The organism is Sphingobacterium micropteri (assembly GCF_014692515.1).
Taxonomy (GTDB): Bacteria; Bacteroidota; Bacteroidia; order Sphingobacteriales; family Sphingobacteriaceae; genus Sphingobacterium; species Sphingobacterium micropteri.
Window position 1 is genome coordinate 131,677 of the sequence record NZ_JACOIK010000008.1, and the last position, 25,721, is coordinate 157,397.

Consider the following 25,721-nt stretch of genomic DNA (forward strand, 5'->3'; position numbering starts at 1 on the left):
TAAAGATAAATCATGATGAAATTTTTAAAAATAGTATTTATTATTGTTATTCTGATTGTTATCGGCTGGTTCTTGCTGGTGCGATTTGGTAATAGGCCAACATCGGAAAGCAAACATCAATTATTGATCGAGCGCATTGAGGCAATGGGTAAGCTGGAGTTAGTGAAATATCGGTTCAGCGATGTATTGGAACACAAAAACATCAGTGCCTATTTACCGGATGCAAGCGTTTTGCTCATTGTTAAAGCCGACGCTGTGGGATGTGTGGACTTGACAAAACTCTCTCCACAAGATATAGAAGTAATAGACGATTCAGTCTCTATACGACTGCCAGCCCCCGAGATCTGTTACGTTAAAATAGATCACGAGGCTTCAAAAGTATATGATACGAAAATGGCATTCTTCCGAGAAGCCACACTGGTCGACGAGGCTTTTAAAAGTGCCGAGAAGGAAGTTTATAAAGAAGTACGAAATTCAGATATTTTAACCCAGACAAAAGAAAACGCGATCCATGTATTTAGGCCTTTACTGGAGGGATTGGGTTTTTCTAAAATAAACGTGCATTTTGAATAATTACGAAGACCGCCTTGAACGTTAAAAAATGTTAAATGGTCGATTTTAGATAATAGTTTACCCTCGTTGGCGTTATAAGAGTATAATTTCATAATTTAGGTTAATAATTGGTTTGGTAAAATCCTGAGGTTCCCCGCTTCAGGATTTTTCATTTTACAGGGTAATCCGATAAAACATATTCTCTCAAAACATACTAAAAAAAGAAGACCTCCATCCGGGCGGATAGAGGCCTCACTAACCAATTATAACTTGCCGCCATGCTCTAGCGGACTGAATTATGAAACGCTAAGATAAAAAGAAAATCCATCTATGCAAAATAATTCATCTATTTTATCTACTTCGAATTTTCGTCCTAAAACTATTTTTTCTTAGATTTTCTCCGTTATCTTTTGCCGGACGACAAGAAACCGTTCCCCACCCAACGGTAAGTAACCATATTCATAAACAAAAAAGTAAATCTGTCCTTTTGCCGTGGTAAGCTGACTGGTGTAAAAATCGAAATCCAGTCCTTTAGACAACAGCATTTCGCGTGATACTTTCTGCATTTTTTCATTGCCTAGTATTTCACTCAGAACTCGCCGATTTCGTTTTAATATATCATTGATTTTTCGCACAAAACGATTGGGAACACTATTTCGATTATTGTTGTAAGCATTCCGGCAGCCGTCATCGCAATAGCGCTTATCCGACCGTCCTACAACAGGCTCACCACAAGCCAAACACATACGTTTCTTCATATTTCACATAATTCTTTTACTGTACAAACGTTTGTAATCGTTTATAAACGGTTATAAACGTCTATAATTGGTTAACTACCGGCTAGTCGAAACCAGCTTTCGCAACTTTGAAATGTCAAAAGCACACGCTATTGACACGATAAATCTAAAATATCTAAAGCAGATTTACAACTAAAATTTCAATATTATGAGCACGTTAATTAATGTCGTACAACTTATCGGACGTTTAGGAGCCGATGCAGAAGTAAAGTCAACAACAAACGGAACCAAAGTTTCCAACGTACGTTTTGCCACCAATGAATACTCCAGAAACAGTCATGGAGAATGGGTAGAAACTACCTATTGGCACAGTTTGGTTTTTTGGGGAAAACTAGCGGAAAAACTAGAAAAAAAATGTAAAAAAGGAACCCGTCTTTTGGTACAAGGTTCTTTGGTTTATCGGGATTATACGGATATTAACAATATCAAAAGAGAAGTCACCGATATACGGGTACAACAATTTATTGTGCTGGATGGTCATTCAGCACATACGTCACTGTTGGAAGTTCCCGCTGATATCGATGACGACGATGTAGATCATCGTTCTTCATAGAAACCAAGAGGGTGTCTCTCTGATTTGAAAGACACCCTCTTCTGTAAATGCATGATACCACCTCTTATAAATCCCAACCGGCAGCCTCCGCTACTTTTTTGGGGATATCGGTATTCTCCATTTTATGCGTAAATCTCTCCGCTCCTGCTCCAATAGCAAAAACAGGAATATAAGCAGCCGAATGTCCTCCTGATGCCCAGCTCACCGAACCTTTTTTATTCAATATTTTAATAGCTTCGCTTGCTAATTTATCATCGTTTGCATATAAACTTTTTGCTGTTTCCTCTTCATGTTGCACAAAACTTTTTTCGTATATAGCAACAAGGGTTTCTTCTTCTTCTTTACTCACGGCCACGTCCGCAAACAGTCCGATATTTTCCGTTAAGATGCCTTTTACTTCTTCCCAGCTTACGTCTTTTTTTGCCGTCCGCAGCGCAGACAATAACTGCGATAATGTGCCTTGGGATACCCGTTGGTTTTCCAACAGCTTAGTGTTCAAGCGACTGCTGCCGTTACCCACAGCGATACCACCAGTCTCATGGTCCGCCGTAACGATAATCAGGGTTTCTTCTGGATACTTTTCATAAAATGCATAGGCCTTTTTTACCGCTTCGTTAAAATCTAATACTTCCCGAATAGTCGTTGTCGCATCATTGGCATGTGATGACCAATCGATCTTGCCTCCCTCAACCATCAAAAAGAAACCACTATTGTTATTTTTTGTCAACGATTCAATAGCCGCATCGGTTATCTGTGCTAAATTTAAATCGTCTTGTTTTTGATCAATAGCAAATTTTAACGCGGAAGGATCTTCCTCTTTTACATTCATCAAAATTATTTTTTCAGTAACTTGCTTCACTTTATTGTAGTCTTCTAAGCCATAAGCTAATGTATATCCCGCTTTTTCAAACTGCGGAAATAAGGAAGGAGCTTCCTTTTTTTCTGAATCCTTATCTGGGCTTAAGAAACCTGATCCTGCAAAAAAATCAAATTTTGATTTTATAATATCTTGTCCGATTTCATAATAACGATTACGGTTAGATTGATTAGCATAAAATGAAGCTGGGGTAGCGTGATCTATACTAACAGAAGTCGTAACCCCCACTTTAAGACCTGCTTCTTTAGCCGCATAAGCGATACTCTTATAGGCTGTTGTAGCAGCGCTGTCCATTCCTATCACACCATTTTTGGTTTTTTTACCGACGGCCAATGCTGTCCCTCCAGCTGCGGAGTCCGTCACACCATGGGATAAAGAATACGAAGTAGCAAATGTAGCATAGGGAAATGTGGAGAATATCAACGGAAACACCGTATTGCGATCTTCTTGTGCTGCCAGAAAAACTTCAGTCAGATTAATTTGGTTTAAACCCATTCCGTCGCCAATCATAAAAAAAACGTACTTGGGTTTCTGTTGTGCGAACGCGCCAAATACAACAGACAACAGGAGGCAAAGAATTAAAATATTTTTCTTCATTTTTTTGGATATGTTTACGTTGATAAAATTAACATATTATTATAAAGTCTATGTTAAATTAAGTAGTTTATGAAGTTAAAACAAATAATCAAATAACACCAAATCTTATCTAACAAGTTACATCGGTTTAGAGAAAACATTATTTTTGCAAAATATGACAATACAACAGAAAGAAATGATTGTTCAGGATTTCGAAAAATACATGCGGTATACTTCGCAATATAAGCTACCTTTCACGTTGGAGCGTTTTGCCACATTCGCGACTTCCTTGGTCAATTTCTACGGCGGCAGTAATTTGATCTCAACGGCCGAAAGAAAGGAAACTGCTTTGTTACTCAGCCGTTCTTTTAATGCTGGCATGGGAAACCGTATCACCCATGAAGATCTCGATCAAATTGCTGAATTGATAATTTCAGATTCCACCCTTGATTATTCAATTTTAAATCCTATATTTTCTGGGACGCCCAACTCTCATTAATACAAATTTAATTCGTCGCATTGCAAAAGAAAATATACCTTTGCGCTCTCTATTCAGCACAGGCAAATGAACAAAGCACTTATTGCATTAGCATTTGGCGGATTAGCTATCGGGATGACAGAGTTTACCATGATGGGCATCCTTCCAGACATCGCCAAAGATTTACAAATTGAAATTCCAGAAGCCAGTAACTTAATAGCCCTCTATGCGTTGGGCGTTGTTGTGGGTGCTCCTACCTTAGTTGCATTCAGCGGGAAATATTCCCCACGGAACATCCTGCTTTTTCTGATGCTATTGTTCTTCGTATTTAATGGTATTTTTGCGATTGCCCCCAACAAAGTGCTGTTGCTCACCTCACGTTTCATTTCCGGCTTTCCACACGGTGCTTTTTTTGGAGTAGGTTCAGTAGTTGCGGCGCGATTGGCAAAACCTGGTAAAGAAGCGCAAGCTATTTCTATTATGTTTACCGGAATGACCATAGCGAACTTAGCAGGCGTACCTTTGGGAACCTATATAGGCCATCATTATTCTTGGCGGATCACATATGCTGTAATTAGCTTACTAGGCCTGATTACCTTTTTGGCTATCTATTTCTGGATGCCGAAAATGGAAGCCAGCAAAACGAACAATGTATTAAAACAGATAAGCTATTTCGCCCGCTGGGATGCGTGGTTAATGGTTGCTGTTATTGCCATCGGAACCGGTGGCTTGTTCGCCTGGATATCCTATATAGCCCCGTTAGTAACCGATGTGTCCAATCTTCCCGAAAACCGGGTGCCATTTATTATGATTTTGGTGGGATTGGGTATGTTTTTCGGAAATATCATCGGTGGTAAGCTCGCGGATAGCATAACGCCCTCTAAAGCGGTCATTATGGGCTTTATAGCTATGGCAATTTGTTTATTATTGGTATTTTTTATCGCTCATATCACTTATTTAGCTTATCCTATGGCCTTTGTCACCGGCATGATTTCCTTTTCTATTGGTTCTCCTCTTCAAATGATGCTGATCAACAATGCTAAAGGAGCAGAAACATTTGCCGCGGCAGCCGGACAAGCAAGTTTTAATATTGGGAATACCCTTGGCGCCTATCTTGGCGCAATCCCAATTACGCTCGGATATGCCTATAACTATCCATCACTCGTGGGTGTATGCATGGCTAGTATGGGGGCTATTCTCACTTATACCTTCTGGCGGACCGTCGTGCGGGCGAAAATGAATGTCTAGGGCGTTTGTTGTTTTTCCCAAGCAATAACCAAACGGTTCATCAACGAGTAACGTGCCATGCCTTCAGGTTGATTATTATGGCGTAAATAGCTTCCATAAAGTAAGCTAGTCAACCGATTAAATGTGCCATAGTATTGTTGCCAAAAAAGACGTTCTTCTTCATAATCACTCCGAATCTCTGGTGAGAGCTTGGACATATACGAAGTATAAAGTGCTTTATCCTGAAAATAGAGCGGTCGAAGCAAATATTGGACGGTTTCGTAATAAGCCGCATACCGATACCACACATTCGAATGATCGCGAAGCATCAGAAAAGCGATGAAATTACATTCGTCTTCAAAACCTATTCCCATCTGATGCGCTAATTCGTGTACTACGGTAAAGGGATAGGAGGTCTTGGGTATAATGCCATTCACCTGCACTTCCTGGGTAAAAGGATTAAAATAACCTGTCACTGTAAAGTAGGATACCAATGTACTCGACAAAGGCTGTTTTGCCCGCACTTGCGTAGGAGAAAGCATGGGCAAGCGGCCATTGCCTTTTTCCATCAACTGTTGCAATTCGTGTCGTGCCCGGGACTTATCCATCAACGTGGTATCCAATTCTTTCCGAAGTTGGTTGATTTCCGTGATATAACGATCTAATATCTCGACGTAATCTTCTTGAACAATTGTATCGATTTGCAGTCCTAGCTGTTGCTGCAATGGCACGCGATAATAATTTAACCCCCAACTCACGTAGAAATAAATATAGGTTCCAAGTAATACGAGAACAAGCAGCATAAGCCGTCGCTGCGCGATTCCCCATCTACGTTTAACTAGTGCAACTACCGAAGAGATCGCTATCCATAGCAAGCTGCCTGATATGAGTACGTAGAATATATCGCCGATACTGAACGGCAGCCAACCGAATAACCATTTAGGTAAATGGGAAAAAAGTGGATAAAACTGGCGGCTATAATATTGCTCAATAAATGCCGGCGATTGCTTCATCCAGGATAAGGCGAACATCACGATAAGGCATACCGCTATCGCAATGAAATAGCCTCTATTTCCGTTTTTTAGGTTAACTTTCGGCTTCAAAATATAGTTTGTAATAATTTAAACCCCGCTCGTCATCAAAACCAGATTCAATATAGTCTCGCTTACCGTGTACATAGATATGAAAATTCTTATCCAATTTAATAACCGATTTATAGGAAGCGGCCATTTTTTTTACCGCGGGGGATGCGATTTCAAAATTTGACTGAAATGGTGTGTCGAATTCTTCCGCAAAATTTTCTTGATATTCCTTAAACAGCGATGCTGCCTGCGGATTGCCGATGACCTCTTCTTCAAATTCACCCTGGTCAAACGTCTCCTTTGTTTTAAAATAGTTCATCGAGCGATTTAAGAGATCGATTTTATCCGCACTTTCTAATTCAAATGCTTCATCCAATTTATCATTGACGAAATTCTTATATACTTTGAGCAAATTCCCCGTCTGCTGGAAATTATCGTTACGCGCTTTGATCTTCAAAAAGTCATCTTTCCAATAGACAGCTTCCGACTGATTGGTTTGGTCTACGACCAGCACTTTATACCCTTCCTCCGCCTCTGTTTTTACAATAACTACCCCTTTATCCAATTTATTGATATTAATAGCCTCTTGCTCGTAATCAAGGTCAAAACCACCTGCATTTGGATACACTTTTAAATAGGCTTCCTTATTCTCCGATTTAAAAATCCCTATAGCATCATGCTCCTCACCTTCCAACTGTACATTTTTAAGTGCAACGACATATACCTCACCTGCTTTTATTTTCGGGTGCTCCGAAACCTCATACAAGTGCTTGGCTAATTGTTGGGACATATCGTGGAAAGCTATCTTCCCTTCGAAATACTGTGTTGCAAAATAATAGACTTCATTGAGTTGCAAATCGTCATTTGGATGATAAAAACGATAAATCTCATTCGCTTTGCTAAAAGGCTTCATAAAATACTGCATCAATAAATCCGGCAGTATTTCGTCCTGCGAAATCGCAATAGGCGTATCGGATAACACATAAAACTCATCCTGTGCTTTATTCCCAACACGATGTATGGAAAGTTGTTCAAAAGTTGCGTCTTGATGAAAGAACATTTTCTAGTATTAAAGATTAATTTTCTTGTTCAATTTATTAAAAGCCAAAAATATCGATGGCTGTTTTATAGGTGCTCACATGTGCGTTCACAATATCTTTGATGTGCTCCGAATAGCCTCCACCCATACTAATCTGTACGGGAAGCCCATGCTGTCGGCATTTATCTAAGACTAATTCATCCCGATGTCGACAACCGGCTGCCGTTAATTTAAGCTTTCCCAATTTATCGGTCGCTAAAATATCAACTCCAGCTTGATAAAACACAAAATCAGGCATAAAAACTGTAAATATTTTATCGAGGTTCTCTTTCAATAAGGCCAAATAGGCTTCATCATCCATACCATCTGGCAAGGGTATATCCAAATCCGAACATTCCTTAATAAAGGGAAAGTTTTTATCACCATGCATAGAAAAAGTAAATACACGGGGATGCTCTTCAAAAATATGAGCGGTACCGTTTCCTTGATGTACATCTAAATCGATGATCAATATCTTCTTTGCTAGCTTCTGATCCAATAGATAAGCGGCTGCCACCGCTTGGTCATTAAGCAGGCAAAAACCTTCTCCGAAATCGCGTCCGGCATGGTGTGTCCCACCGGCAACATTAAAAGCCACTCCATGCTCTAAAGCGTATGTACTTGCTTGAATTGTTCCATCCAGAATATACCGCTCACGGTCTACCAAAGATTGCGAAAGCGGAAATCCTATCCTACGCACCATTTTAGCGTTCAGCGAAAGATCCGTCAATGCCTTGACATACGATGGGTCATGCGCCAATACAATAGTGGATACATCAACTTGTCTCGGTTCAAAAAAGCAATCTGCCGAAACCAACCCCTCGTAAAGCAGCTGCGCTGGAATAAGCTCATATTTCACCATAGGGAAACGATGTCCCGTTCGCAGGGGATGGACATAAGCTGGATGATAGGCTATTCGTAACACAACATTTTTGTTTTATTCCTCGCGAAGTTAAAAGATATTTTTTTATCTTCGAAAACGACAGACCGAATCATTTGATCAGAAATGGAAGAAACAAACAATTTACCTATTTTAAGTGCTGAAGAATTACGTGTTTTGGGTTCACTTCTCGAAAAATCCAAAACAACACCTGAATATTACCCTATGACTTTAAATGGTTTACAGACTGCATGTAATCAGAAAACCTCTCGGAAACCTGTCGTTTCGTACGATGAAAACACCATTATAGAGGCTTTGGATAGGTTAAGAAAAAGAGGATTGGTGTCTACCGCAGTTGGTGGCGGAAGCCGTGTGACGAAATACAAACACAATCTTGCCATACAATACCCGTTAATTCCTCAAGAATTGGCGGCACTGTGTTTATTGATCCTCCGCGGACCTTTAACGCCCGGTGAGATCAATTCCAATGCGGGGAGATTGTTTAATTTTGAAAGTATTGATGAAGTACAAGAGGTGTTGAACCGTCTGCAAGAACAGGAGCCTGCTTTTGTAAAACAATTGGCGAAGCGTCCTGGTCAGAAAGAAGTACGTTATGTACATTTGCTTGGCGATGTAAACGAGGAAGATTATGAAAATCTTTCGAGCACTTCAGACAGCAGCTCACCAGGTCGTATACAAGAATTGGAAGAACGTGTGAGCACCTTGGAAGAACAACTAGCTGCATTAAAAAAAGAATTTGACAATCTGATGGAACAATTGTCGTAGACTGTTGCTTTTTGATGATTTCTACCGTTTAATATATTAAGGCACAGCTTTTGCTATCCTTGCACGTATAACTAACGGTAAAAAACAATGAAAAGAACACCTGCGACAACATTCGTAATACTAGCCTTCATAGCGCTAGTATTAATATTTGCAACTACATGTGCGGGGTTAGACTAAACCAGCAAAGTCGACGATTATCTACAGAACAGCAATTATCTTATCCCTGTATAAAATAAGGCATGTCTTTTGTTGTTTTCTGGATAGAAAACTGAAAGGATGAAGTCATGAGAAGAACACCATACACCACCATAACAATCGTTGCACTAGTTGTATTAATAATGATATTTGTGACGACCTGTGCAGGCACAGCGTAAATTGATTTTACTCTTTTTCCCAAAAGTCTGCATTTTTAATCCCTAGTTCTTTGGGATTAAAATTAGGGTCTTTAATTCCTGCTTTACGCTTTTTGGTATAGTCGTTCCATACTTTCAAAGCGGGTTTACTAAGTAACAAGATAGCGATTAAATTTACCCAAGCCATTAATCCTACACCAATATCCCCCAAATCCCAAGCTAAGCCGGCTGTCCTAACGGTACCAAAATAAGTCGCCGCGAGAAAACCAATCCGCAATATCCATATCACCACTTTCGTATTACCCTTTTTAAAGATGTACGCAATATTGGTTTCCGCATAATAGTAATATGCCATAATTGTCGTAAAAGCAAAAAAGAATAAAGCTATAGCTACAAACTGATTTCCGATAGACGGGAAATGATGTGCCACAGCGGCCTGTGTAAAGCCACCTGCCTCTACCCCCGGCACGTGCTCGGCTACAAAAGTCAATGCATTTCCGGAAGCATCAAATGTTTCTCCGGTATTAAACATCCCGGTAAACAGAATCATAAAAGCTGTGGCGGTACAGACAAATAAGGTATCCACATATACAGAAAAGGCCTGTACTAAACCCTGTTGAGCCGGATGCTTCACCTCCGCTGCGGCAGCCGCATGGGGGGCCGTTCCTTGTCCTGCTTCATTGGAATATATACCTCGTTTTATACCCCAGGCAATAGCCATTCCTACGATACCGCCAAATGTAGCGTCCATACTGAAAGCGGAAGAAACAATAAGCTCTAACACGGTTGGAATCTGCCAAAAGTTCAACGCAATAATCACTAAGGCCATTAAAATATAAGCACCTGCCATAAAAGGGACGATATATTCAGAAGCTTGTCCCAAACGTTTTACACCACCTATGATGATAATGCCTAATAACACAACAATAGCTACGCCTACCCAGCTTACAGGTAAATCCATATTTAGAATGGATAAAGTTGTAGATTCTATACCAAAAGCATTTGTTACCGTACCATTTACCGCATTACTCTGCACACCAGGCAATAAAAACCCGGTGCTGACAATCGTCACAATCGCAAAGAGGATCGCATACCACTTTACACCCAACCCTTTTTCTATATAATAGGCCGGACCACCACGATATTCGCCATCCTGCTCCTGTTTATAAACCTGTCCTAAAGTTGCTTCAACAAAAGCAGAAGCAGAACCCAGAAAAGCAATTGCCCACATCCAGAATACGGCACCTGGCCCCCCCATAAAGATTGCTGTTGCCACCCCCACAATATTACCCGTACCAACCCTTCCCGATATGGCTAACGCAAATGCTTGAAAGGAAGAGATACCTTTATCAGAGTCACGTTTTACAAATAACAAACGTAACATCTCCTTTATGTAAGCTACCTGTAGAAATCGGGTGCGAAATGAAAAATACAGTCCGGTAAACAAACAGAGATAGATAAGAAAATCACTCCAGACAAGGTTAGACACTACTTTTACAATACTTTCCATATATTTTTTTGATGCGTTCGGTTGTGTACGGTTATTTCTACGGTTTAAAGAAAAGATTTTTTTTGCAAAAAGACATACATTTTTTATATAATCTTCCAAAATTCTTTTTCTTGGACGATACCTGTAAGTTTTCCACCCTACCCCACTTCTTACAGAAAATGCCTTATATTTGAATAAAATGGGACGATGTAATGTCAAATTCGGATAAGGCGATTAGAACGACTTACTTTAGTATACTGACCAACTTTTTGTTGGCATTGGTGAAGTGGTTAGCCGGTTACTTCGGCCATTCCCATGCCTTGATTGCCGATGCTATTGAATCTACCGCTGATATTTTTTCTTCGTTTTTGGTATTATTGGGATTAAAATATTCTAAACGCCCAGCCGACCAAACACACCCTTATGGACATGGACGTATAGAGCCTTTGATTACCTTTATCGTTGTTATTTTCCTTATTGTTTCAGCTTTCATTATTGCGAAAGAGAGTATTCATAACATTCAGACACCACACGAGGCTCCCAAATCCTGGACATTGTATGTATTAGGAGCGATTATTATCTGGAAGGAAATTTCTTTCCGGGTGATCATGAGAAGGAGTAAAAAACTCAACAGCACATCCCTCAAAGCGGATGCCTGGCATCACCGTAGTGATGCTATTACGTCTGTAGCTGCTTTTATCGGTATATCGGTAGCTTTGATTTTCGGTGAAGGGTATGAAAGTGCGGATGATTGGGCAGCATTATTGGCTTCCGGATTAATTATCTATAATTGTTACGGCATATTTCGGCCGGCATTGGCCGAAATCATGGATGAAAACCGCTATGAAGAGTTGGAGGAAGAAGTTCGCCAACACTCCCTGAATGTACCCGGAGTGGCGTTGATCGAAAAATGTTATATACGAAAAATCGGCATGCTATTCCAAATAGATTTGCATGCCGTCGTAAATCCTAACCTGTCTGTACGAGAAGGACACGCGATAGCGCATGATCTCAAAGACTATCTAATCGCAAACCTAGACAATATCGGAAATGTCTTCGTGCATATTGAGCCGTTTGAGGAAAATTAATCTTCTTTGATCAATGATCTATCTAAATGCACATATCCGCCGTCTACATGTATAAGCTGTCCTGTCGTGTGGCTTGATCTATCAGACAGCAAAAATACGGTCGTATTAGCTATCTCTTCGGATGTCGTCATCCGGTGTTCCAGGGGTATGCGATCCGTTATTTTCTTCAGCGTTTCTTCCGGATTATCCAACGTCTGTATCCAAGAATCATACTGCGGCGTTGCACATTCTGCTACTACAATCGCATTCACCCGAATACTATAGGGCAACAGCTCAACGGCCCATTCACGTGTGAGTGCATTCCGTCCTCCGTTTGACGCAGCATATCCCGAGGTATTTCCTTGCCCCGTCTCCGCGGTTTTCGAGCTAATATTGACGATACTCCCTTTAGCTATACGTAAAGCGTCAACACTATAGTGAACCATTAAATAGTAGTGGATCAAGTTCTTATGTAATGATTCTAAAAATCGCTCGTAGTCACCAGAAAGAAGTCCGACACCATCATTATGGCCGGCATTATTGACTAAACCATCAATGCGGCCTAAAGCATTTAGTGTTTCTTCTACCGCTTTCTTACACTCTTCTGGTCTGGACAGTTCGGCTTCGACCGCAAGGGCTTTGCCGCCTATAGCTTCTACCTCGGCCTTAACCCGATTATTGTCGGCTTGTTTCCTTCCGACAATTACCGGCACCGCTCCCTCTTTCGCCAGTGCTAAAACAACAGCCCTTCCAATACCTTTCGCCCCGCCGGTTACGATGACTACCTTATCTTTTAAATTTAAATCCATTCTTTTTTAGTGACAAGTAACGAGTGACAACGTAATGTGTTATAAATTTAACCATTCGTCAACCATTGCCTACTCGTTACTGATTATTCATTAATCAGTACTTTACGCCGTAGAACTGGGCAGCATTTCCACCCCAAAAAGCTGTTAAGTCTTCATCGGAAAAACCTGTCAATGCTGTACCTGCTATCTGCATTACATCCTCATAAGTGGCCGCAACGAGACAAACTGGCCAGTCCGTTCCGAACATAATACGCTGCTTCCCGAAACAAGCTACGACTTGCTGTATATAAGGTTTAAAATCATCCACCGTCCAATTCTTCCAATCTGCTTCCGTCACCAAGCCCGACACTTTACAGTAAACATTCGGAAATGTCGCCAATTTTTCGATAAATATTGCCCATTCGTCAAATTCCCGCGTCCGTATAGCTGGTTTTGCCATATGGTCTAATACAAAGCGCTGTTCCGGGTTTTGCTCTACACAGACTAAGGTACTGTCGTAATGTCTTGGACGAATTAATAAATCATAGGTGTACTGGCGCGCAGTCAATGCTTTAATTCCGCGCAGGAATGCCGGGCGAATCAGGAAATCAGGATCTTCTTCGGCTTCGACAACATGCCTAAAACCCTTGATAATAGGATACTGACGAAAATGCTCTACATGTTTCTCTACCTCGTCCGACTGTAGATCTACCCATCCAACGACACCCTTGATCATCGCATACATGGTTGACAAATCCACTAAAAATTGTGTTTCCTCGTGCGACTGTGACGCCTGTACAGCGATCGTACCGTCTATTCCATTTGACTTAAGTACGGCAGCCAAATCCGTCGGTAAAAAGTTTCGACGGATAGCTGCCATATCATCGGTTATCCATGCATCCCGTTCGGCATTGAATACCCAAAAATGCTGATGTGAATCAATCCGCATATGCAATAACTTCTTGACGTGATTCGCCTAGATAATCTGCGCCTAATTCGACCACATCTCCCGCTTTAAGATAAATTGGCGGATTAAATCCGAGTCCCACACCTGCTGGCGTGCCCGTTGATATAACATCTCCAGGTAACAATGTCATAAATTGAGATACATAAGATACAACATGTTGCACGGAAAAAATTAAATTAGAGGTATTACCGTCTTGGTAGGTGTTACCGTTAACTTTCAACCAGAGACGCACATTGTTGATATCTGGAATCTCGTCGACAGTAGTCATATAAGGTCCCATCGGCGCAAACGTATCACAACCTTTTCCCTTATCCCAGGTACCTCCACGTTCCAATTGATATGCCCGTTCCGAAACATCGTTGTGAAGCACGTATCCCGCCACGTAGTTTAAAGCATCTGCTTCTTCTACGTAAGAAGCCTTCTTTCCTATCACAATACCAAATTCCACTTCCCAATCTGTTTTCGTCGAGTTTCTAGGGATAACAATCTGGTCGTTTGGCCCTATCAACGAGGTCGTAGATTTCATGAAAATAATCGGTTCGCTAGGTATAGCTGCTCCCGTTTCTTCCGCATGGTCTTTATAATTTAACCCTATACAAACAATTTTAGAAGGACGCGCAAACGGAGCTCCTAAACGTGTCCCCACTGGAACTTCCAACAAATTACCTGCATTTGCTTTTACAAATTCCGCTAGCCTCGCTAAACCATTTTCAGCAAAAAACTGCTCATTATAATCACCACCAAAGGCTGAAACATCGTAATTTACACCATCGATTTGCACACCGATTTTTTCTTTTCCAAATTCTCCGAATCGTATTAACTTCATTTTTATAATATTGTATATTTAAATATCGTATATAGACAAATTTGCATTCGTCTGTGGTTTCTTAATTATTTAGTTTAATAAATCCTCCGTCGATCGGGTAATCATTTCCCGTTATAAACCCTGCATCATCGGAACACAGAAACAAGGCTAATTTAGCAATTTCTTCCGGTTTTGCCATTCTGCCTATAGGTTGGGATTTGGAAAGCTTCTCAAACATTTCTGTTTCCTGCCCAGGGTAGTTTTTTGTAATAAAACCATCGACAAAAGGCGTGTGTACCCTCGCCGGAGAAATAGAATTAGAACGGATATTGTCAGCCATGTAATCCCGAGCTACTGACATACTCATAGCATAGATCGCACCTTTGCTCATGGAATAAGCAAATCGATCACTGATACCTACCACCGCTGCAATAGATGCTAAATTCAAGATTGCTCCGCCCCCATTCGCTTTCATGACCGGCACTACGGCGTAAAGTGCATTGTATGCTCCCTTTACATTTACATTAAACACCCGATCAAAATCGTCAATTGAACATTTCTCCAAATTACCGACATGCGCAATACCCGCGTTATTGACCAAAATATCTACCCGCCCAATACGCTCTACCACACGCTTCACTTCCATCTGTTCCGCAACATTACAGGCATGCAACTTCGCTTGTCCGCCACCGGCTATAATGCTATCAACAACGGGTTGTGCCACCTCCGCATTTAAATCTACAATGTGTACGTATGCGCCTTCTTGTGCAAAAAGTTCCGATATGGCTTTTCCTATACCACTGCCGCCTCCCGTAATAATCGCTACCTTATTATTTAGCTTTGACATATTATTAAGTATTAATTTTAAGACTAATTTTTACAACGATACACCTCTTCGCCAAGGAATAAAATCATCCTGTCCCAACCGTACCGCTTGGGGTTGTTCTTCACCACTCGCTACCTTAATTACATATTCCAATATTCGATGGGCTGTTTCCGGTATCGTTTCCTCTCCGTCTATAATTGTCCCACAGTTGATATCGATAATATCCGGCATCTTTTCAAATGTTTTCGTATTCGTAGACAGCTTAATAACAGGTGTAACAGGGTTTCCGGTCGGAGTTCCCAATCCAGTTGTAAAAAGTACGATATTCGCTCCGGCCGCCACCTCTGCTGTTGTACTTTCCACATCATTACCCGGTGTACACAAAAGGTTTAATCCCGGCGCATTTGCTACCTCGGGGTAATCCACTACTGCCGTCACCGGAGAATTCCCTCCTTTCTTTGCAGCACCTGCCGATTTTATAGCGTCCGTGATCAATCCGTCACGAATGTTTCCCGGGGATGGATTCATATAGAAACCAGAGCCATCTGCTTCCGCTTTTGCGTTGTAGGTCTTCATTAAATACATAAATTTTTCAGCCGTAGCTTCATCGACACACCTATCACTTAATTCCTGTTCCACTCCACAAAGCTCTGGAAATTCCGCTAAAATAACCGATCCTCCCATAGTTACCAACATATCCGATACGTATCCTAAGGCGGGATTAGCCGAAATACCCGAAAATCCATCTGAACCTCCGCACTCCAAGCCTATACATAATTTATCTAAAGTTGCCGGCTGACGCGTTTGTTTATTCGCTTGCGTAAGTCCGGCAAAAGTTGCTTTAATAGCTTTTTGCATCAATTCTTGCTCAGTACCCTCGAGTTGTTGCTCAAAAACATACAAAGGTTTATCGAATGCCACATCCCGCTTTTTAATTTCGTCCCGCAGTATCGAAGCTTGCGCATGCTGGCAACCAAGGCTCAAAACGGTAGCACCAGCTACATTGGGGTGTGTAATATAACCCGCAAGCAATCCACATAGTGCATCCGAGTCCATCCTCGTACCACCACACCCCATCTCGTGATTCAAAAACTTTACACCATCTACATTTGGAAAAAGGCGTATTTTCTCCTTACCAACTGTCGCTGGCGAAAGGTCTACAGCCAACAATTCATCCACAGAAGCACCCGCCTGATAGCGAGCGATTAATTCATCCACTTCGTCGGAATAATCTTTTGACGCTACCTGATAGCCCAATTTCTCTTCCAATGCAGATTTTAATGTCAGCACATTCCTGTTCTCACAAAACACTAATGGAATAACCAACCAGTAATTGGCGGTTCCTACCGTACCATTACTACGGTGAAAACCATTAAAAGTACGTCCTTTAAAGGCAGATACATCCGGTTTCTCCCACACTAATTCTCGCTGCCCCAATTTAAAATCATCCGAAGCATGACGTAAATTATCGGTACTGATAAGTATCCCTTCATCCACAGCATAATTCATTTTACCCACCAAAACGCCGTACATCATCACATCAGCATCTTTATCCAATGGATAAATCGTAAATTTATGTTTTGCGCGGACAGCTTCTCGTAACGCGAATGTGTGTTCGCCAAACTCCACCAAAAATCCCTGTGGTAGATCCCGCAATGCCACCAATACATTGTCTTTCGGATGTATTTGTAAATATGACAATCTCTCCCTATCCATTCTTATAATTCAAAAATTTTATTCATCAATACCCATTTTTCCCCCAATTTTGCACCCGGTATAGCGCGCTGATATCTCCACATCAGTGCTTCCCATTCCTGTACCTTAGGGTTGACCAAATCCATTTCATTTTTCTTTTCAAAACTAAATGTATTATCTACATCCATGATCATAAACAACCTATTTCCAAAGCGATATATCATCATATCTGTTATACCTGCGTCCTTTATCGATGCACAGATTTCTGGCCATACAGCTTGGTGATAAGCTTCATATTCCGCTATTAATTTCGGATCGTCTACGAGGTCCAGTGCAAATGCAAATCGTTCCATATCTTTTTACTATTTCTTTGATCCGAGGTCCGGGGTTGAAACATTTCTATTATTCCAGGCAAATAAAGCAACCACCACGAAGCAAATGAAAACAACATAGTACGCCAGCTGGAAACTTCCCGTCCAGTCGGATACTAACCCTAAGACAGGTGGTAATGCGGCTCCGCCTACGATTGACATAATAATCAGGCTGGAAGCTGATTTTGTATCAGCACCTATGCCTTCTACACCCACTGCAAATATCGTAGGGAACATAATAGACATAAAAAAGGCAATCCCAATCATCGCGTATAATGTACCTATCCCTTCACCATATATTACATACAATGTTAAACAAATAGAAATCAGTGCATATATCAACAGTAACTTAAGCGGCGCTATATATCGCATAAAGAATGTTCCGATAAATCTACCAAGCATAAAAGCAAGCCCAGCAACACCTGCATAGTAACTAGCTTGTGTAGGTGCAACACCCGAAACTTCCGTAGCGTACATTACTAAAAAACTTAATATACATACTTGCGCTCCAATGTAGAAAAATTGCGCTACTACGGCCCAAGAAACATTTTTATGGCGTAAGGATCCAAACACACCCCTCGAGCTACTGCCTTCCTCCTCTTCTTTGATTTCGGGTAGTTTTGTAAAAATAAAGAAAACGGTTACCAACAGTAGGATCAGTCCCAATACTAGATAAGGCCCCTTTACAGCAGCCGTTTCTGCTTGGATATAAGCATTTCTCGCCTGTTCACTCAATGCTGCAATCTCCTCGGCTGATTTCGGTTCTTCCGTTAAGATAAATCTCCCCCCTACAATAGGTGCTATAAATGCTGCTAATCCATTAAAAGATTGTGCAAAATTCAGTCGTTGAGTAGCCTTCGCAGGATCGCCTAGTACGGTGATATAGGGGTTCGCTGCTGTTTCTAAAATAGCAAGCCCACAAGACACCACAAATAAAGCACCTAGAAAATAATAATAATTAATCTTATTGGCGGCAGGTACAAAAAGAAAACATCCTAATGCAAAAACAAGTAACCCCACCGTGATACCTGTCTTATAGCCAAATCGTTTCATAATATAGCCTGCCGGAATCGCTAATAAAAAGTAAGCGATAAAAACAGCAGAATCCACCAAAGATGCTTGAAAATGTGTTAAGCTGAACGCATTGCGCAAATGCGGAATCAAAATCGGATCAAGATTGTGGATAAACCCCCAAAAGAAAAATAAAGAGGTTATCAATGCAATGGCAAACGTGTATTTTTTTTCTAATACCATAAGATTTATATTGGAAAGTAAAACTAGCGCAATTTATCGCAGAAATATTGAACTATTTTACCGATTTGCTAAGCAATTTTAACATGAGTTCTATATATTTATGCTTTCTATACGAATAAATAAATTACACCTAATTCTATGCAACGGTTAGATCATACGTCGTCCACCTGTAGCTCCATCGCTGTCCGGCATGACAATACACCTCAACACCATAATATATGGCATTATCATGAGGAACTGGAGTTTATCCACATCAAGCACGGAAAAGGAACTTTTTTTGTGGGCGACTGCATACAGCAGTTTGCTGATAATTTCATAGTTTTAATAGGCTCGAATACACCACATTACTGGCTCTTCGATGAAGAGTATATTAAGACAGAGATATTTCATGCAGACATCCAAGTCGTTCATTTTAAACCCGATTTTATCGGTTCTGATTTTTTGGAAATACCGGAAGCCCGAGATATTAAACAGGTTTATCGATTAGCGAAACAAGCCATTTTATTTCCATCGAGCGATGTACGTCTTCTACATTTTTTTGAAAATCTATCCGTTCAAACATCCCTAAAACGGCTCGCAATGCTGCTGGATATACTCGATTATACAGCATCCCTGCCGACACCAACGACGTTAGTAAGCCCGAATTACACCAACCCGCAACAACAAGGCGATTATCTTCGCATGAACAAAATCTTGGACTATATTCGTCTACACTATAAATCTAAAATCCAACTGGACGAAATTGCGCATGTAGCAGGTATGACACCGAACTCCTTCTGCCGTTATTTTAAACAGCGCACGGGTAAAACATTAATTGAATTTGTGAATGAACTCCGAATAGGACAGGCTTGTAAGCTCCTATCTGAAAGTAATGCGCCTATTAAAGAAATATGTTTTGAGTGCGGTTTTCATAATTTCGTTAGTTTTCATAAAATATTCAAATCGAGCACCACTTATACACCCTCGGCTTATCGGGAAGCGATGCGCAATTAAATTGCATATAAAATTGAATTACTCATGATTTTTTTTTTCATTAGTATTCGTGAATGCAGCGCATTTTATTTAGGTTTGTTGAGCCGTGGCAATGATGTCTGCCCTAAACCGCTCTAAAAAAGCTGATGACGTCTACTTTATTTGAATAATCTTCAAACAAGATAGTTATTGATAAAGCATGATAAAGTCAGTTTTCCCGTTAATACGTCTTTTTTATATATGGTTATTGCTGATTCTGGCGATCGCTGGACTGGTAGGTTCGCTCTCGGCGGTATTTCTATATTCCTTACAAGAGGTTACCCTCTTTCGGGAAACACATCTTTGGATCATATACATGTTGCCTTTTGCCGGCATGTTTATTGTTTGGTGGTACCAACGATATGGTGGAAATGCACAAAAGGGGAACAACCTCTTATTGGAAGAATATTATTATCCTACCTCGCCGGGTGTTCCATGGAAAATGGCCCCTATGGTCATTCTGACGACATTGATTACCCATCTTTTTGGTGGTTCGGCCGGACGCGAGGGTACAGCTGTACAATATGGTGGTACGGTCGCGGCCCAATTCAATAAGTTCGTTCCGCTCGGAAAACAAGAAAAACGCATTCTTCTGTTATGCGGGATAGCCGCTGGATTTTCCTCGCTTTTCGGAACGCCGTTGGCGGGTGCTATTTTCGCTATCGAAGTGGTTCAATTAGGCAAAATACGTTGGCGAGGTGTAAGTGCTATACTGGCCACAGCATTACTTTCTAATTGGGTATGCAGCTTGTATGGCGATTTGCACACGCATTATCCCCCCATTGGCGAAGTTCCCAACTGGTCTTTTTCTATTGTTGCTTATTTGTTTCTTGCAGGGATCTTATTTGGACTGACATCCATCTTGTTTCGTTATACAGGTGATGTATGTCGTATAGGATTCCAGAAAATAAAGCAACCGCTACTTCGTCCTTTCATCGGTGGTATATTGGTTATTTTAGCCGTCCACCTATTGCAAACAACCAAGCACATAGGCCTCGGTATCCCAACGATTATCGATGCTTTTCAACAACCGCTTCCTCCAACAGATTTCCTGATCAAAATAGGATTAACAGCATTAACATTGAGTGCTGGTTTTAAGGGAGGAGAAGTCACACCATTGTTTTTCATCGGCGCTACCTTAGGCAATGCACTGGCACCTTTCATACCACTTCCTCTGGCACTCCTGGCCGCTACCGGTTTCGTCTCCGTATTTGCAGGCTGCACCAAAACACCTCTTGCCTGTACAATAATGGCGATGGAATTATTTGGCTGGCAATACGGGGCATTTTTCCTGACAACCTGTTTAATTAGTTTTGTAATCTCGGGGAAGAAAGGTATTTATAGTTCGCAGCGAATAAAAAACTTCAAGCTTTTTTAAGTTTACAGAGCCTTATACAACTCCAGATACAAATCTATTGCTTTTCTTTTATCTGCAGTCAGATGAAAATCAAGACTCTCTGTCAAATAGGTGTAGTAATCGAAATCCTCATATATCGGTAATCCGGGTATAACACCCTCTGGGTGCGCTACCCCTTCGGCTAGCGCGTTATTGAATGCTTCTTTGAAATCATCAGGCAATCTTTTGTTCGCAACCCATACGGCAAACGCAAAAGGCAAACCCGTCATTTCTTTCCAATAATGCCCCATATCATAGGCAAACGGTACGTTATTTTTTTTACCAAACGTACGATCGCCAATCAACACATAAGCATCTGCTTGTCCTTCTGTTAGCACCTGTACATCTTTTTTCCAATAGTGCTTCAACAGAATTTGGGCTAATCCATTGGAAGTTCTGGACTGCTTATCCAACAGCAGCGTTTCAATTTCATTGATTGGCTTTTCTGAAAAGATAAAAACGGAATCTACTGCACCATTACTACCGATACAGTAATCACCAACAATTTGATAATCAGATAGTTTATCTAAAGCAGCAATAGGAATAATTCCCATATCCACCTCATTTTCAATCACCTTTCGCGCACATTCACTTGGATAGTCCACCGATAGATCTATCGCATTTATCACGTCTGCGTTTCTTATACCGTTCAAAAATGGGAGGGTATTCGTATAAGAAACAGCAGATACCGCTATTTTCCTCATTATATGTTTTCTAGATGTTTAACATTATAATGGTCTACGATCGTAAAATCACTACCATTATATTCCAATACATACAGCGCAGTATTGGTATGCGGAAAGTCATCCATGAGACATACAGGTACTCCCGTCAAATGACAGAGCATGATGCGCATAGCCCTACCGTGCATACATACCAACACCCTTTCTTCGTTATGCTGCTGCAGCATGTAGGATATCGCTTGTTGCTGGCGAGCGACAAGCTGGTTCGGGGACTCTCCTTGCTCGATGCTTAAATCTAAGTTTCCGTCCCGCCAGGAACTCACCACTTCTTCAAAACCTGTTATAATGGTTTCATCCTGCTCCTTCCCTTCATAAATCCCCCAAGAAATTTCGTCCAAGCCACTTAGTTCTTCACTAGGTATACCTTGTTTTAGAAAAAGTCGAACAGTTTGTTTGGTTCGCAACAAGGTAGAGGTGTATATTTTATCAAAGGGCACATGATGAAAAGCTTCATAAAAAGCCTGTGCTTGTTTATGTCCCATTTCATTAAGTGGAGAATCTACACCTCTGCCCTGAACTATTCCCCTTAAATTCAAATCTGTTTGTCCGTGTCGGATAAAATAAAATGTCTTTCTCAATGTCTAACTGTTATTCTATTACGGGTAACGAATAATAATTTGGTTTGTTCGTATCGTCAAAAACCACGTCTTTATAATCCGTAACCACTTTATAAAGCGTGTCTCGTTCAATGGGATGTCTGTCCACCTGTTTGATAAGCTCGACAAGTTGACGTGTACTCATTGCCGGATGTTGTTCTTCCGCACCAGCCATGGAGTAGATTTTGGTTGTATCGTCCAGCGTACCGTCTATATCGTCTACACCGAATGCCAAAGAAAGTTGCGCCGTATCTCTGGAAATCATCGCCCAATAAGCTTTGATATGATCGAAATTATCCATATAAATCCGTGCAATAGCATAGTTTCGTAGGTCTTCCACAACCGATACTTCCGGAACGTGCGACATTTGATGACCTTGATTGCGAAATTTCAAAGGGATGAATGCTTGGAAGCCTCCTGCTCTATCCTGCAATTGTCGCAGTCGCTCCATGTGATCTACACGATGCCAAAATTCCTCGATATGCCCATACAGCATGGTAGCGTTGGTACGCATTCCCAAGCTGTGCGCTTGTTCGTGAATATCCAACCATTGCTCGGCCGTACACTTATCACCCGCTATTTTCTCGCGGATTTCGGGGTGGAAGATCTCTGCCCCACCTCCCGGCATAGAGTCAAGCCCACATTCCTGCAAATATTTAAGGCCATCGTAATGGTTCATTTTTGCTTTCTTGAATATGTAGTAATACTCTACTGGCGTAAGTCCTTTGATATGTAAATCAGGACGATGTGATTTGCATTGACGAAAAAAGTCTGCGTAGAAATCTAAGTTCTGTTTAGGTACTACTCCTCCTGTAATGTGCACTTCCGTAACTGGTTCATCATCATACTTGCGTACAATATCCATCATACCGGCTACGTCCATCTCCCACCCTTGCTCCCGTTCTTTAATTAGACGGGAGTAAGCACAGAACTTACAGTCGTACACACATACGTTAGTGGGTTCGATATGAAAATTTCTGTTGAAGTATGTATAGTCACCATGTTTCTTCTCGCGAATATAGTTAGCTAATACACCTAAGTAGCCTAACTCCCCGTGTTCATAGAGTATAACACCCTCGTCAAAACTCACCCGCTCACCATGAAGCACTTTCTGGGCGATATGCCTTAATTCGATATCTAAATTTTTGTCTTGAATTAAAAAGTCAAGTTTCTCCGTTGCGTTCATTTCTGCCTCCTAAACAAATTTATGTTCTTTTTTTAGAAAAAAGAACGAAAAAATCGTCGCTTCGGATATTTGAGATAGTGGATAGTACTAAGGATGAGTTTCTACAAACCTCAAACATCCGGATGCGACCTTTAATGTTAATTAGAGGTAGTACAATTGTATTGTTCCCTCTTTAACCCTTAAATGCCACATATAAAATTTTGAAATATGTAGAAATAATATTTACGCAATATCCCCTCCATTCAAAATTTTAAAGTGGCGAGTTTTTTGGTTCTTTTTTACGGAAAAAAAGAACACAAAATACTAATCAATAAACTGCTGCATATCAATCAACCGTTTATATAACCCGTCTTTCACTATCAAATCATGATGGTTACCCTGCTCCACTACCTGTCCGTTTTCAATCACGACGATATTATCTGCACTCTGAATCGTACTCAGACGATGGGCAATAACCACCGTTGTTCTATTCTCCATTAATTTATAAAGAGAATCCTGTACCAGTTTTTCAGATTCCGTATCCAAAGCCGAAGTTGCTTCATCTAACAACATGATCGGCGGATTTCGCAATACTGCCCGGGCAATACATATACGTTGTCGCTGACCACCCGATAACTTCGCGCCACGATCACCGATATTTGTTTCATATCCATGTTCCGTTTTCAAGATAAAATCGTGTGCGTTCGCAATACGCGCTGCACGCTCCACCTCTTCCATCGTTGCGCTCGGTTGGGCAAAAGCAATGTTATTAAATATCGTATCGTTGAACAATACTGTTTCCTGATTAACCGTACCAATTAATCTCCTCAGTGATTCCTGCTGAAGATCACGTACATCTATACCATCTACCGAAATCGCTCCTCCAGTCACGTCCATAAACCGTGGAATCAAATCGACCAAGGTGGATTTCCCCCCTCCCGACGGTCCGACTAATGCTACGGTCTTCCCTTTTGGAATGGCAATATTAATATCTTTCAGCACCTGTTTTTCACCATACGCAAAATTCACATCTTTAAATTCGATCGCACGATTAAAACCATTTACCGGCTTCGCCTCCGGCTTGTCCGTTACTATACTATATTCATCGATAAGTTCCAACACACGTTCCCCTGCAGCAATACCGTTATGGATACTAGAAAACGCATCTGTTAAAGCTTTTGCCGGCCGCATTACCTGCGAGAAAATAGCAATATAAGTAATAAATTCAGAGGCAGCTAGCTCTCCCTCCCCGGCTAAAACTAAGTTCCCTCCATAAAGCAAAATGATCGCTACCATAACCACGCCCAATAATTCCGAGACAGGCGAACTCATCTGTTGCCTACGCACCATCCTCCGCATGATCTTCGAATAACGCTCACTTTCACCATTAAAGCGGTCTTTTACGAATGGAATAGCATTAAAGGCTTTGATAATTTTGACGCCAGAAAGTGCCTCATCCAAATAAGAAATCATATTCGCATACGATTGCTGTCCTTCACGAGCTTGTTCCCTTAATTTTTTCACGATCAAGGATATAAAAAATGCGGAAACAGGAATAACGGCAAGCGAAAACAAAGTCAGTTTGGTAGAAAGTGCAAAAAGCACAACCACATATGCAATCAGTTGCAACGGCTCTTTAAAGGCCACTTGTAGGGTTGAGGTTACGGAAAACTGCACCACCTGTACATCTGATGCAATTTTGGATATCACATCTCCTTTTCTACTATTCGTAAAATATCCTAGGTGGAGGTCCATTACATTATTAAAAACTGCCTTGCGCAAATTTAAAAGCGTATGTATCCGCAAATTTTCCATCACCCGTTGTGATAGGTAACGAAATAAGTTACTAATAAACACCGATGCTACGATGACAATACAGACGTATTTTAGGGCTTCATACGGACCGATATCATAGTATAATTTGTCCGCTAAATACATAAACCAATCGCCCATATTATAGCCCTCCGGCCTAGTGAGGGTATCTGTAGCATCCACATCGACGTCGCCCGTCCCTTTGAATAATACCTGCAATAAAGGGGCTAGTAAAGCAAGATTAAGTGTCCCGAAAACTACCGTAATAATTGTACAGATAATATAGGGAACAGCGTATTTCCCGATAGGTTTTGCAAAAGATAACAGTCTAAAGTATGTCTTCATGTACTATATTGAGACTACAAAAGTAACAAACAAAAGCATTTTACCTAATCTAAAAGCGTCAACATCATCCTATTGTTGCACTCATTTGATATTTTACCATTAAATACGGTTGTTTATTGCATATAATCTGTAAATTAGGCGCTAAAATTCAA

26 protein-coding genes and 1 riboswitch are annotated in these 25,721 nt (G+C 40.9%); of the genes, 8 read left to right on the plus strand and 18 right to left on the minus strand.

Going from position 1 to position 25,721, the window contains the following annotated elements; all coding sequences use genetic code 11:
* Positions 1 to 12: 12 nt before the first annotated feature.
* On the plus strand, positions 13 to 573 hold the full coding sequence (locus tag H8B06_RS12395; RefSeq protein WP_190994588.1) for a DUF4230 domain-containing protein: 561 nt from the start codon (positions 13 to 15) through the stop codon (positions 571 to 573).
* A gap of 368 nt (positions 574 to 941) precedes the next feature.
* Here H8B06_RS12395 and H8B06_RS12400 read toward each other — a convergent pair whose 3' ends face one another.
* On the minus strand, positions 942 to 1,310 hold the full coding sequence (locus H8B06_RS12400; RefSeq protein WP_190994589.1) for a hypothetical protein: 369 nt from the start codon (positions 1,308 to 1,310) through the stop codon (positions 942 to 944).
* Positions 1,311 to 1,497: 187 nt separating this feature from the next.
* On the opposite strand from H8B06_RS12400, the gene H8B06_RS12405 reads away from it, so the two are divergent.
* Positions 1,498 to 1,902: a single-stranded DNA-binding protein gene (locus H8B06_RS12405; RefSeq protein WP_190994590.1), complete on the plus strand. Its 405-nt coding sequence runs from the start codon at positions 1,498 to 1,500 to the stop codon at positions 1,900 to 1,902.
* 64 nt (positions 1,903 to 1,966) lie between these two features.
* On the opposite strand, the gene H8B06_RS12410 is transcribed toward H8B06_RS12405, so the two are convergent.
* The gene (locus H8B06_RS12410; RefSeq protein ID WP_190994591.1) at positions 1,967 to 3,376 is read right to left on the minus strand and encodes an alkaline phosphatase; all 1,410 of its coding nucleotides are present in this window, start codon (positions 3,374 to 3,376) and stop codon (positions 1,967 to 1,969) included.
* Positions 3,377 to 3,530: 154 nt separating this feature from the next.
* On the opposite strand from H8B06_RS12410, the gene H8B06_RS12415 reads away from it, so the two are divergent.
* Both H8B06_RS12415 and H8B06_RS12420 read left to right on the plus strand, forming a co-directional pair.
* Positions 3,531 to 3,854, plus strand: coding sequence for a hypothetical protein (locus tag H8B06_RS12415; RefSeq protein WP_190994592.1), 324 nt, complete (start codon positions 3,531 to 3,533; stop codon positions 3,852 to 3,854).
* 66 nt (positions 3,855 to 3,920) lie between these two features.
* Positions 3,921 to 5,081 carry an MFS transporter gene (locus H8B06_RS12420; RefSeq protein WP_190994593.1) on the plus strand — a complete coding sequence of 387 codons (1,161 nt, stop codon included), beginning with the start codon at positions 3,921 to 3,923 and terminating at the stop codon, positions 5,079 to 5,081.
* Here the strand turns inward: H8B06_RS12420 and H8B06_RS12425 are convergent.
* The 3 genes from H8B06_RS12425 to H8B06_RS12435 are packed head-to-tail and all read right to left on the minus strand — an operon-like array spanning position 5,078 to position 8,145.
* Entirely contained in the window at positions 5,078 to 6,163 is a 1,086-nt protein-coding gene (locus H8B06_RS12425) for a DUF3810 domain-containing protein (protein WP_190994594.1), read from the minus strand. The genes H8B06_RS12420 and H8B06_RS12425 overlap by 4 nt on opposite strands.
* A complete protein-coding gene (locus H8B06_RS12430; protein ID WP_190994595.1) occupies positions 6,147 to 7,202 on the minus strand; it encodes a nucleoid-associated protein in 1,056 nt (351 codons plus the stop codon). The genes H8B06_RS12425 and H8B06_RS12430 overlap by 17 nt, the downstream gene beginning before the upstream one ends.
* Positions 7,203 to 7,239: 37 nt before the next feature.
* A complete protein-coding gene (locus tag H8B06_RS12435; protein WP_190994596.1) occupies positions 7,240 to 8,145 on the minus strand; it encodes a histone deacetylase family protein in 906 nt (301 codons plus the stop codon).
* 81 nt (positions 8,146 to 8,226) lie between these two features.
* Here H8B06_RS12435 and H8B06_RS12440 point away from each other — a divergent pair, with 81 nt between their 5' ends.
* Positions 8,227 to 8,886 (plus strand): YceH family protein, encoded by a 660-nt coding sequence (locus tag H8B06_RS12440; RefSeq protein WP_190994597.1) that lies wholly within the window; start codon positions 8,227 to 8,229, stop codon positions 8,884 to 8,886.
* A 217-nt stretch (positions 8,887 to 9,103) separates the two neighbouring features.
* On the opposite strand, the gene H8B06_RS12445 is transcribed toward H8B06_RS12440, so the two are convergent.
* Both H8B06_RS12445 and H8B06_RS12450 read right to left on the minus strand, forming a co-directional pair.
* Positions 9,104 to 9,283 carry a hypothetical protein gene (locus H8B06_RS12445; protein WP_190994598.1) on the minus strand — a complete coding sequence of 60 codons (180 nt, stop codon included), beginning with the start codon at positions 9,281 to 9,283 and terminating at the stop codon, positions 9,104 to 9,106.
* On the minus strand, positions 9,268 to 10,749 hold the full coding sequence (locus H8B06_RS12450) for an alanine/glycine:cation symporter family protein (protein ID WP_190994599.1): 1,482 nt from the start codon (positions 10,747 to 10,749) through the stop codon (positions 9,268 to 9,270). Before H8B06_RS12450 ends, H8B06_RS12445 begins: the two co-directional genes overlap by 16 nt.
* Before the next feature lie 191 nt (positions 10,750 to 10,940).
* Between H8B06_RS12450 and H8B06_RS12455 the strand changes: the two genes are divergently transcribed.
* The gene (locus tag H8B06_RS12455; RefSeq protein WP_190994600.1) at positions 10,941 to 11,816 is read left to right on the plus strand and encodes a cation diffusion facilitator family transporter; all 876 of its coding nucleotides are present in this window, start codon (positions 10,941 to 10,943) and stop codon (positions 11,814 to 11,816) included.
* Here the strand turns inward: H8B06_RS12455 and H8B06_RS12460 are convergent.
* From H8B06_RS12460 to fucP, 7 genes are all read right to left on the minus strand, one after another.
* Positions 11,813 to 12,604, minus strand: a complete 792-nt coding sequence (locus H8B06_RS12460; protein WP_190994601.1) for an L-fucose dehydrogenase — start codon at positions 12,602 to 12,604, stop codon at positions 11,813 to 11,815. The genes H8B06_RS12455 and H8B06_RS12460 overlap by 4 nt on opposite strands.
* 94 nt (positions 12,605 to 12,698) lie before the next feature.
* Entirely contained in the window at positions 12,699 to 13,532 is an 834-nt protein-coding gene (locus H8B06_RS12465; RefSeq protein ID WP_190994602.1) for an amidohydrolase family protein, read from the minus strand.
* Positions 13,522 to 14,376, minus strand: coding sequence for a fumarylacetoacetate hydrolase family protein (locus tag H8B06_RS12470; RefSeq protein ID WP_190994603.1), 855 nt, complete (start codon positions 14,374 to 14,376; stop codon positions 13,522 to 13,524). The genes H8B06_RS12465 and H8B06_RS12470 overlap by 11 nt, the downstream gene beginning before the upstream one ends.
* A 61-nt stretch (positions 14,377 to 14,437) precedes the next feature.
* Positions 14,438 to 15,202 (minus strand): SDR family NAD(P)-dependent oxidoreductase, encoded by a 765-nt coding sequence (locus H8B06_RS12475; RefSeq protein WP_190994604.1) that lies wholly within the window; start codon positions 15,200 to 15,202, stop codon positions 14,438 to 14,440.
* Positions 15,203 to 15,232: 30 nt separating this feature from the next.
* A complete protein-coding gene (locus tag H8B06_RS12480) occupies positions 15,233 to 16,897 on the minus strand; it encodes a UxaA family hydrolase (RefSeq protein ID WP_190994605.1) in 1,665 nt (554 codons plus the stop codon).
* 2 nt (positions 16,898 to 16,899) lie between these two features.
* Positions 16,900 to 17,229: an L-rhamnose mutarotase gene (locus H8B06_RS12485; protein ID WP_190994606.1), complete on the minus strand. Its 330-nt coding sequence runs from the start codon at positions 17,227 to 17,229 to the stop codon at positions 16,900 to 16,902.
* Between the two features lie 9 nt (positions 17,230 to 17,238).
* On the minus strand, positions 17,239 to 18,501 hold the full coding sequence (gene fucP / locus H8B06_RS12490; RefSeq protein ID WP_190994607.1) for an L-fucose:H+ symporter permease: 1,263 nt from the start codon (positions 18,499 to 18,501) through the stop codon (positions 17,239 to 17,241).
* A 138-nt stretch (positions 18,502 to 18,639) separates the two neighbouring features.
* Here fucP and H8B06_RS12495 point away from each other — a divergent pair, with 138 nt between their 5' ends.
* On the plus strand, positions 18,640 to 19,494 hold the full coding sequence (locus H8B06_RS12495) for a helix-turn-helix domain-containing protein (RefSeq protein WP_190994608.1): 855 nt from the start codon (positions 18,640 to 18,642) through the stop codon (positions 19,492 to 19,494).
* Positions 19,495 to 19,572: 78 nt separating this feature from the next.
* Positions 19,573 to 19,636, plus strand: a riboswitch (Fluoride riboswitch).
* Positions 19,637 to 19,672: 36 nt separating this feature from the next.
* Positions 19,673 to 20,890 (plus strand): chloride channel protein, encoded by a 1,218-nt coding sequence (locus tag H8B06_RS12500; protein ID WP_190994609.1) that lies wholly within the window; start codon positions 19,673 to 19,675, stop codon positions 20,888 to 20,890.
* Positions 20,891 to 20,892: 2 nt separating this feature from the next.
* Here H8B06_RS12500 and H8B06_RS12505 read toward each other — a convergent pair whose 3' ends face one another.
* The 4 genes from H8B06_RS12505 to H8B06_RS12520 form a co-directional block, all read right to left on the minus strand.
* Complete coding sequence (locus H8B06_RS12505; protein ID WP_190994610.1) at positions 20,893 to 21,612, minus strand: menaquinone biosynthetic enzyme MqnA/MqnD family protein; 720 nt, start codon at positions 21,610 to 21,612, stop codon at positions 20,893 to 20,895.
* Complete coding sequence (locus H8B06_RS12510) at positions 21,612 to 22,229, minus strand: histidine phosphatase family protein (RefSeq protein ID WP_190994611.1); 618 nt, start codon at positions 22,227 to 22,229, stop codon at positions 21,612 to 21,614. Before H8B06_RS12510 ends, H8B06_RS12505 begins: the two co-directional genes overlap by 1 nt.
* 10 nt (positions 22,230 to 22,239) lie before the next feature.
* Positions 22,240 to 23,433 carry a radical SAM protein gene (locus H8B06_RS12515; protein WP_190994612.1) on the minus strand — a complete coding sequence of 398 codons (1,194 nt, stop codon included), beginning with the start codon at positions 23,431 to 23,433 and terminating at the stop codon, positions 22,240 to 22,242.
* Positions 23,434 to 23,736: 303 nt separating this feature from the next.
* A complete protein-coding gene (locus tag H8B06_RS12520; RefSeq protein ID WP_190994613.1) occupies positions 23,737 to 25,569 on the minus strand; it encodes an ABC transporter ATP-binding protein in 1,833 nt (610 codons plus the stop codon).
* Between the last annotated feature and the right edge of the window lie 152 nt (positions 25,570 to 25,721).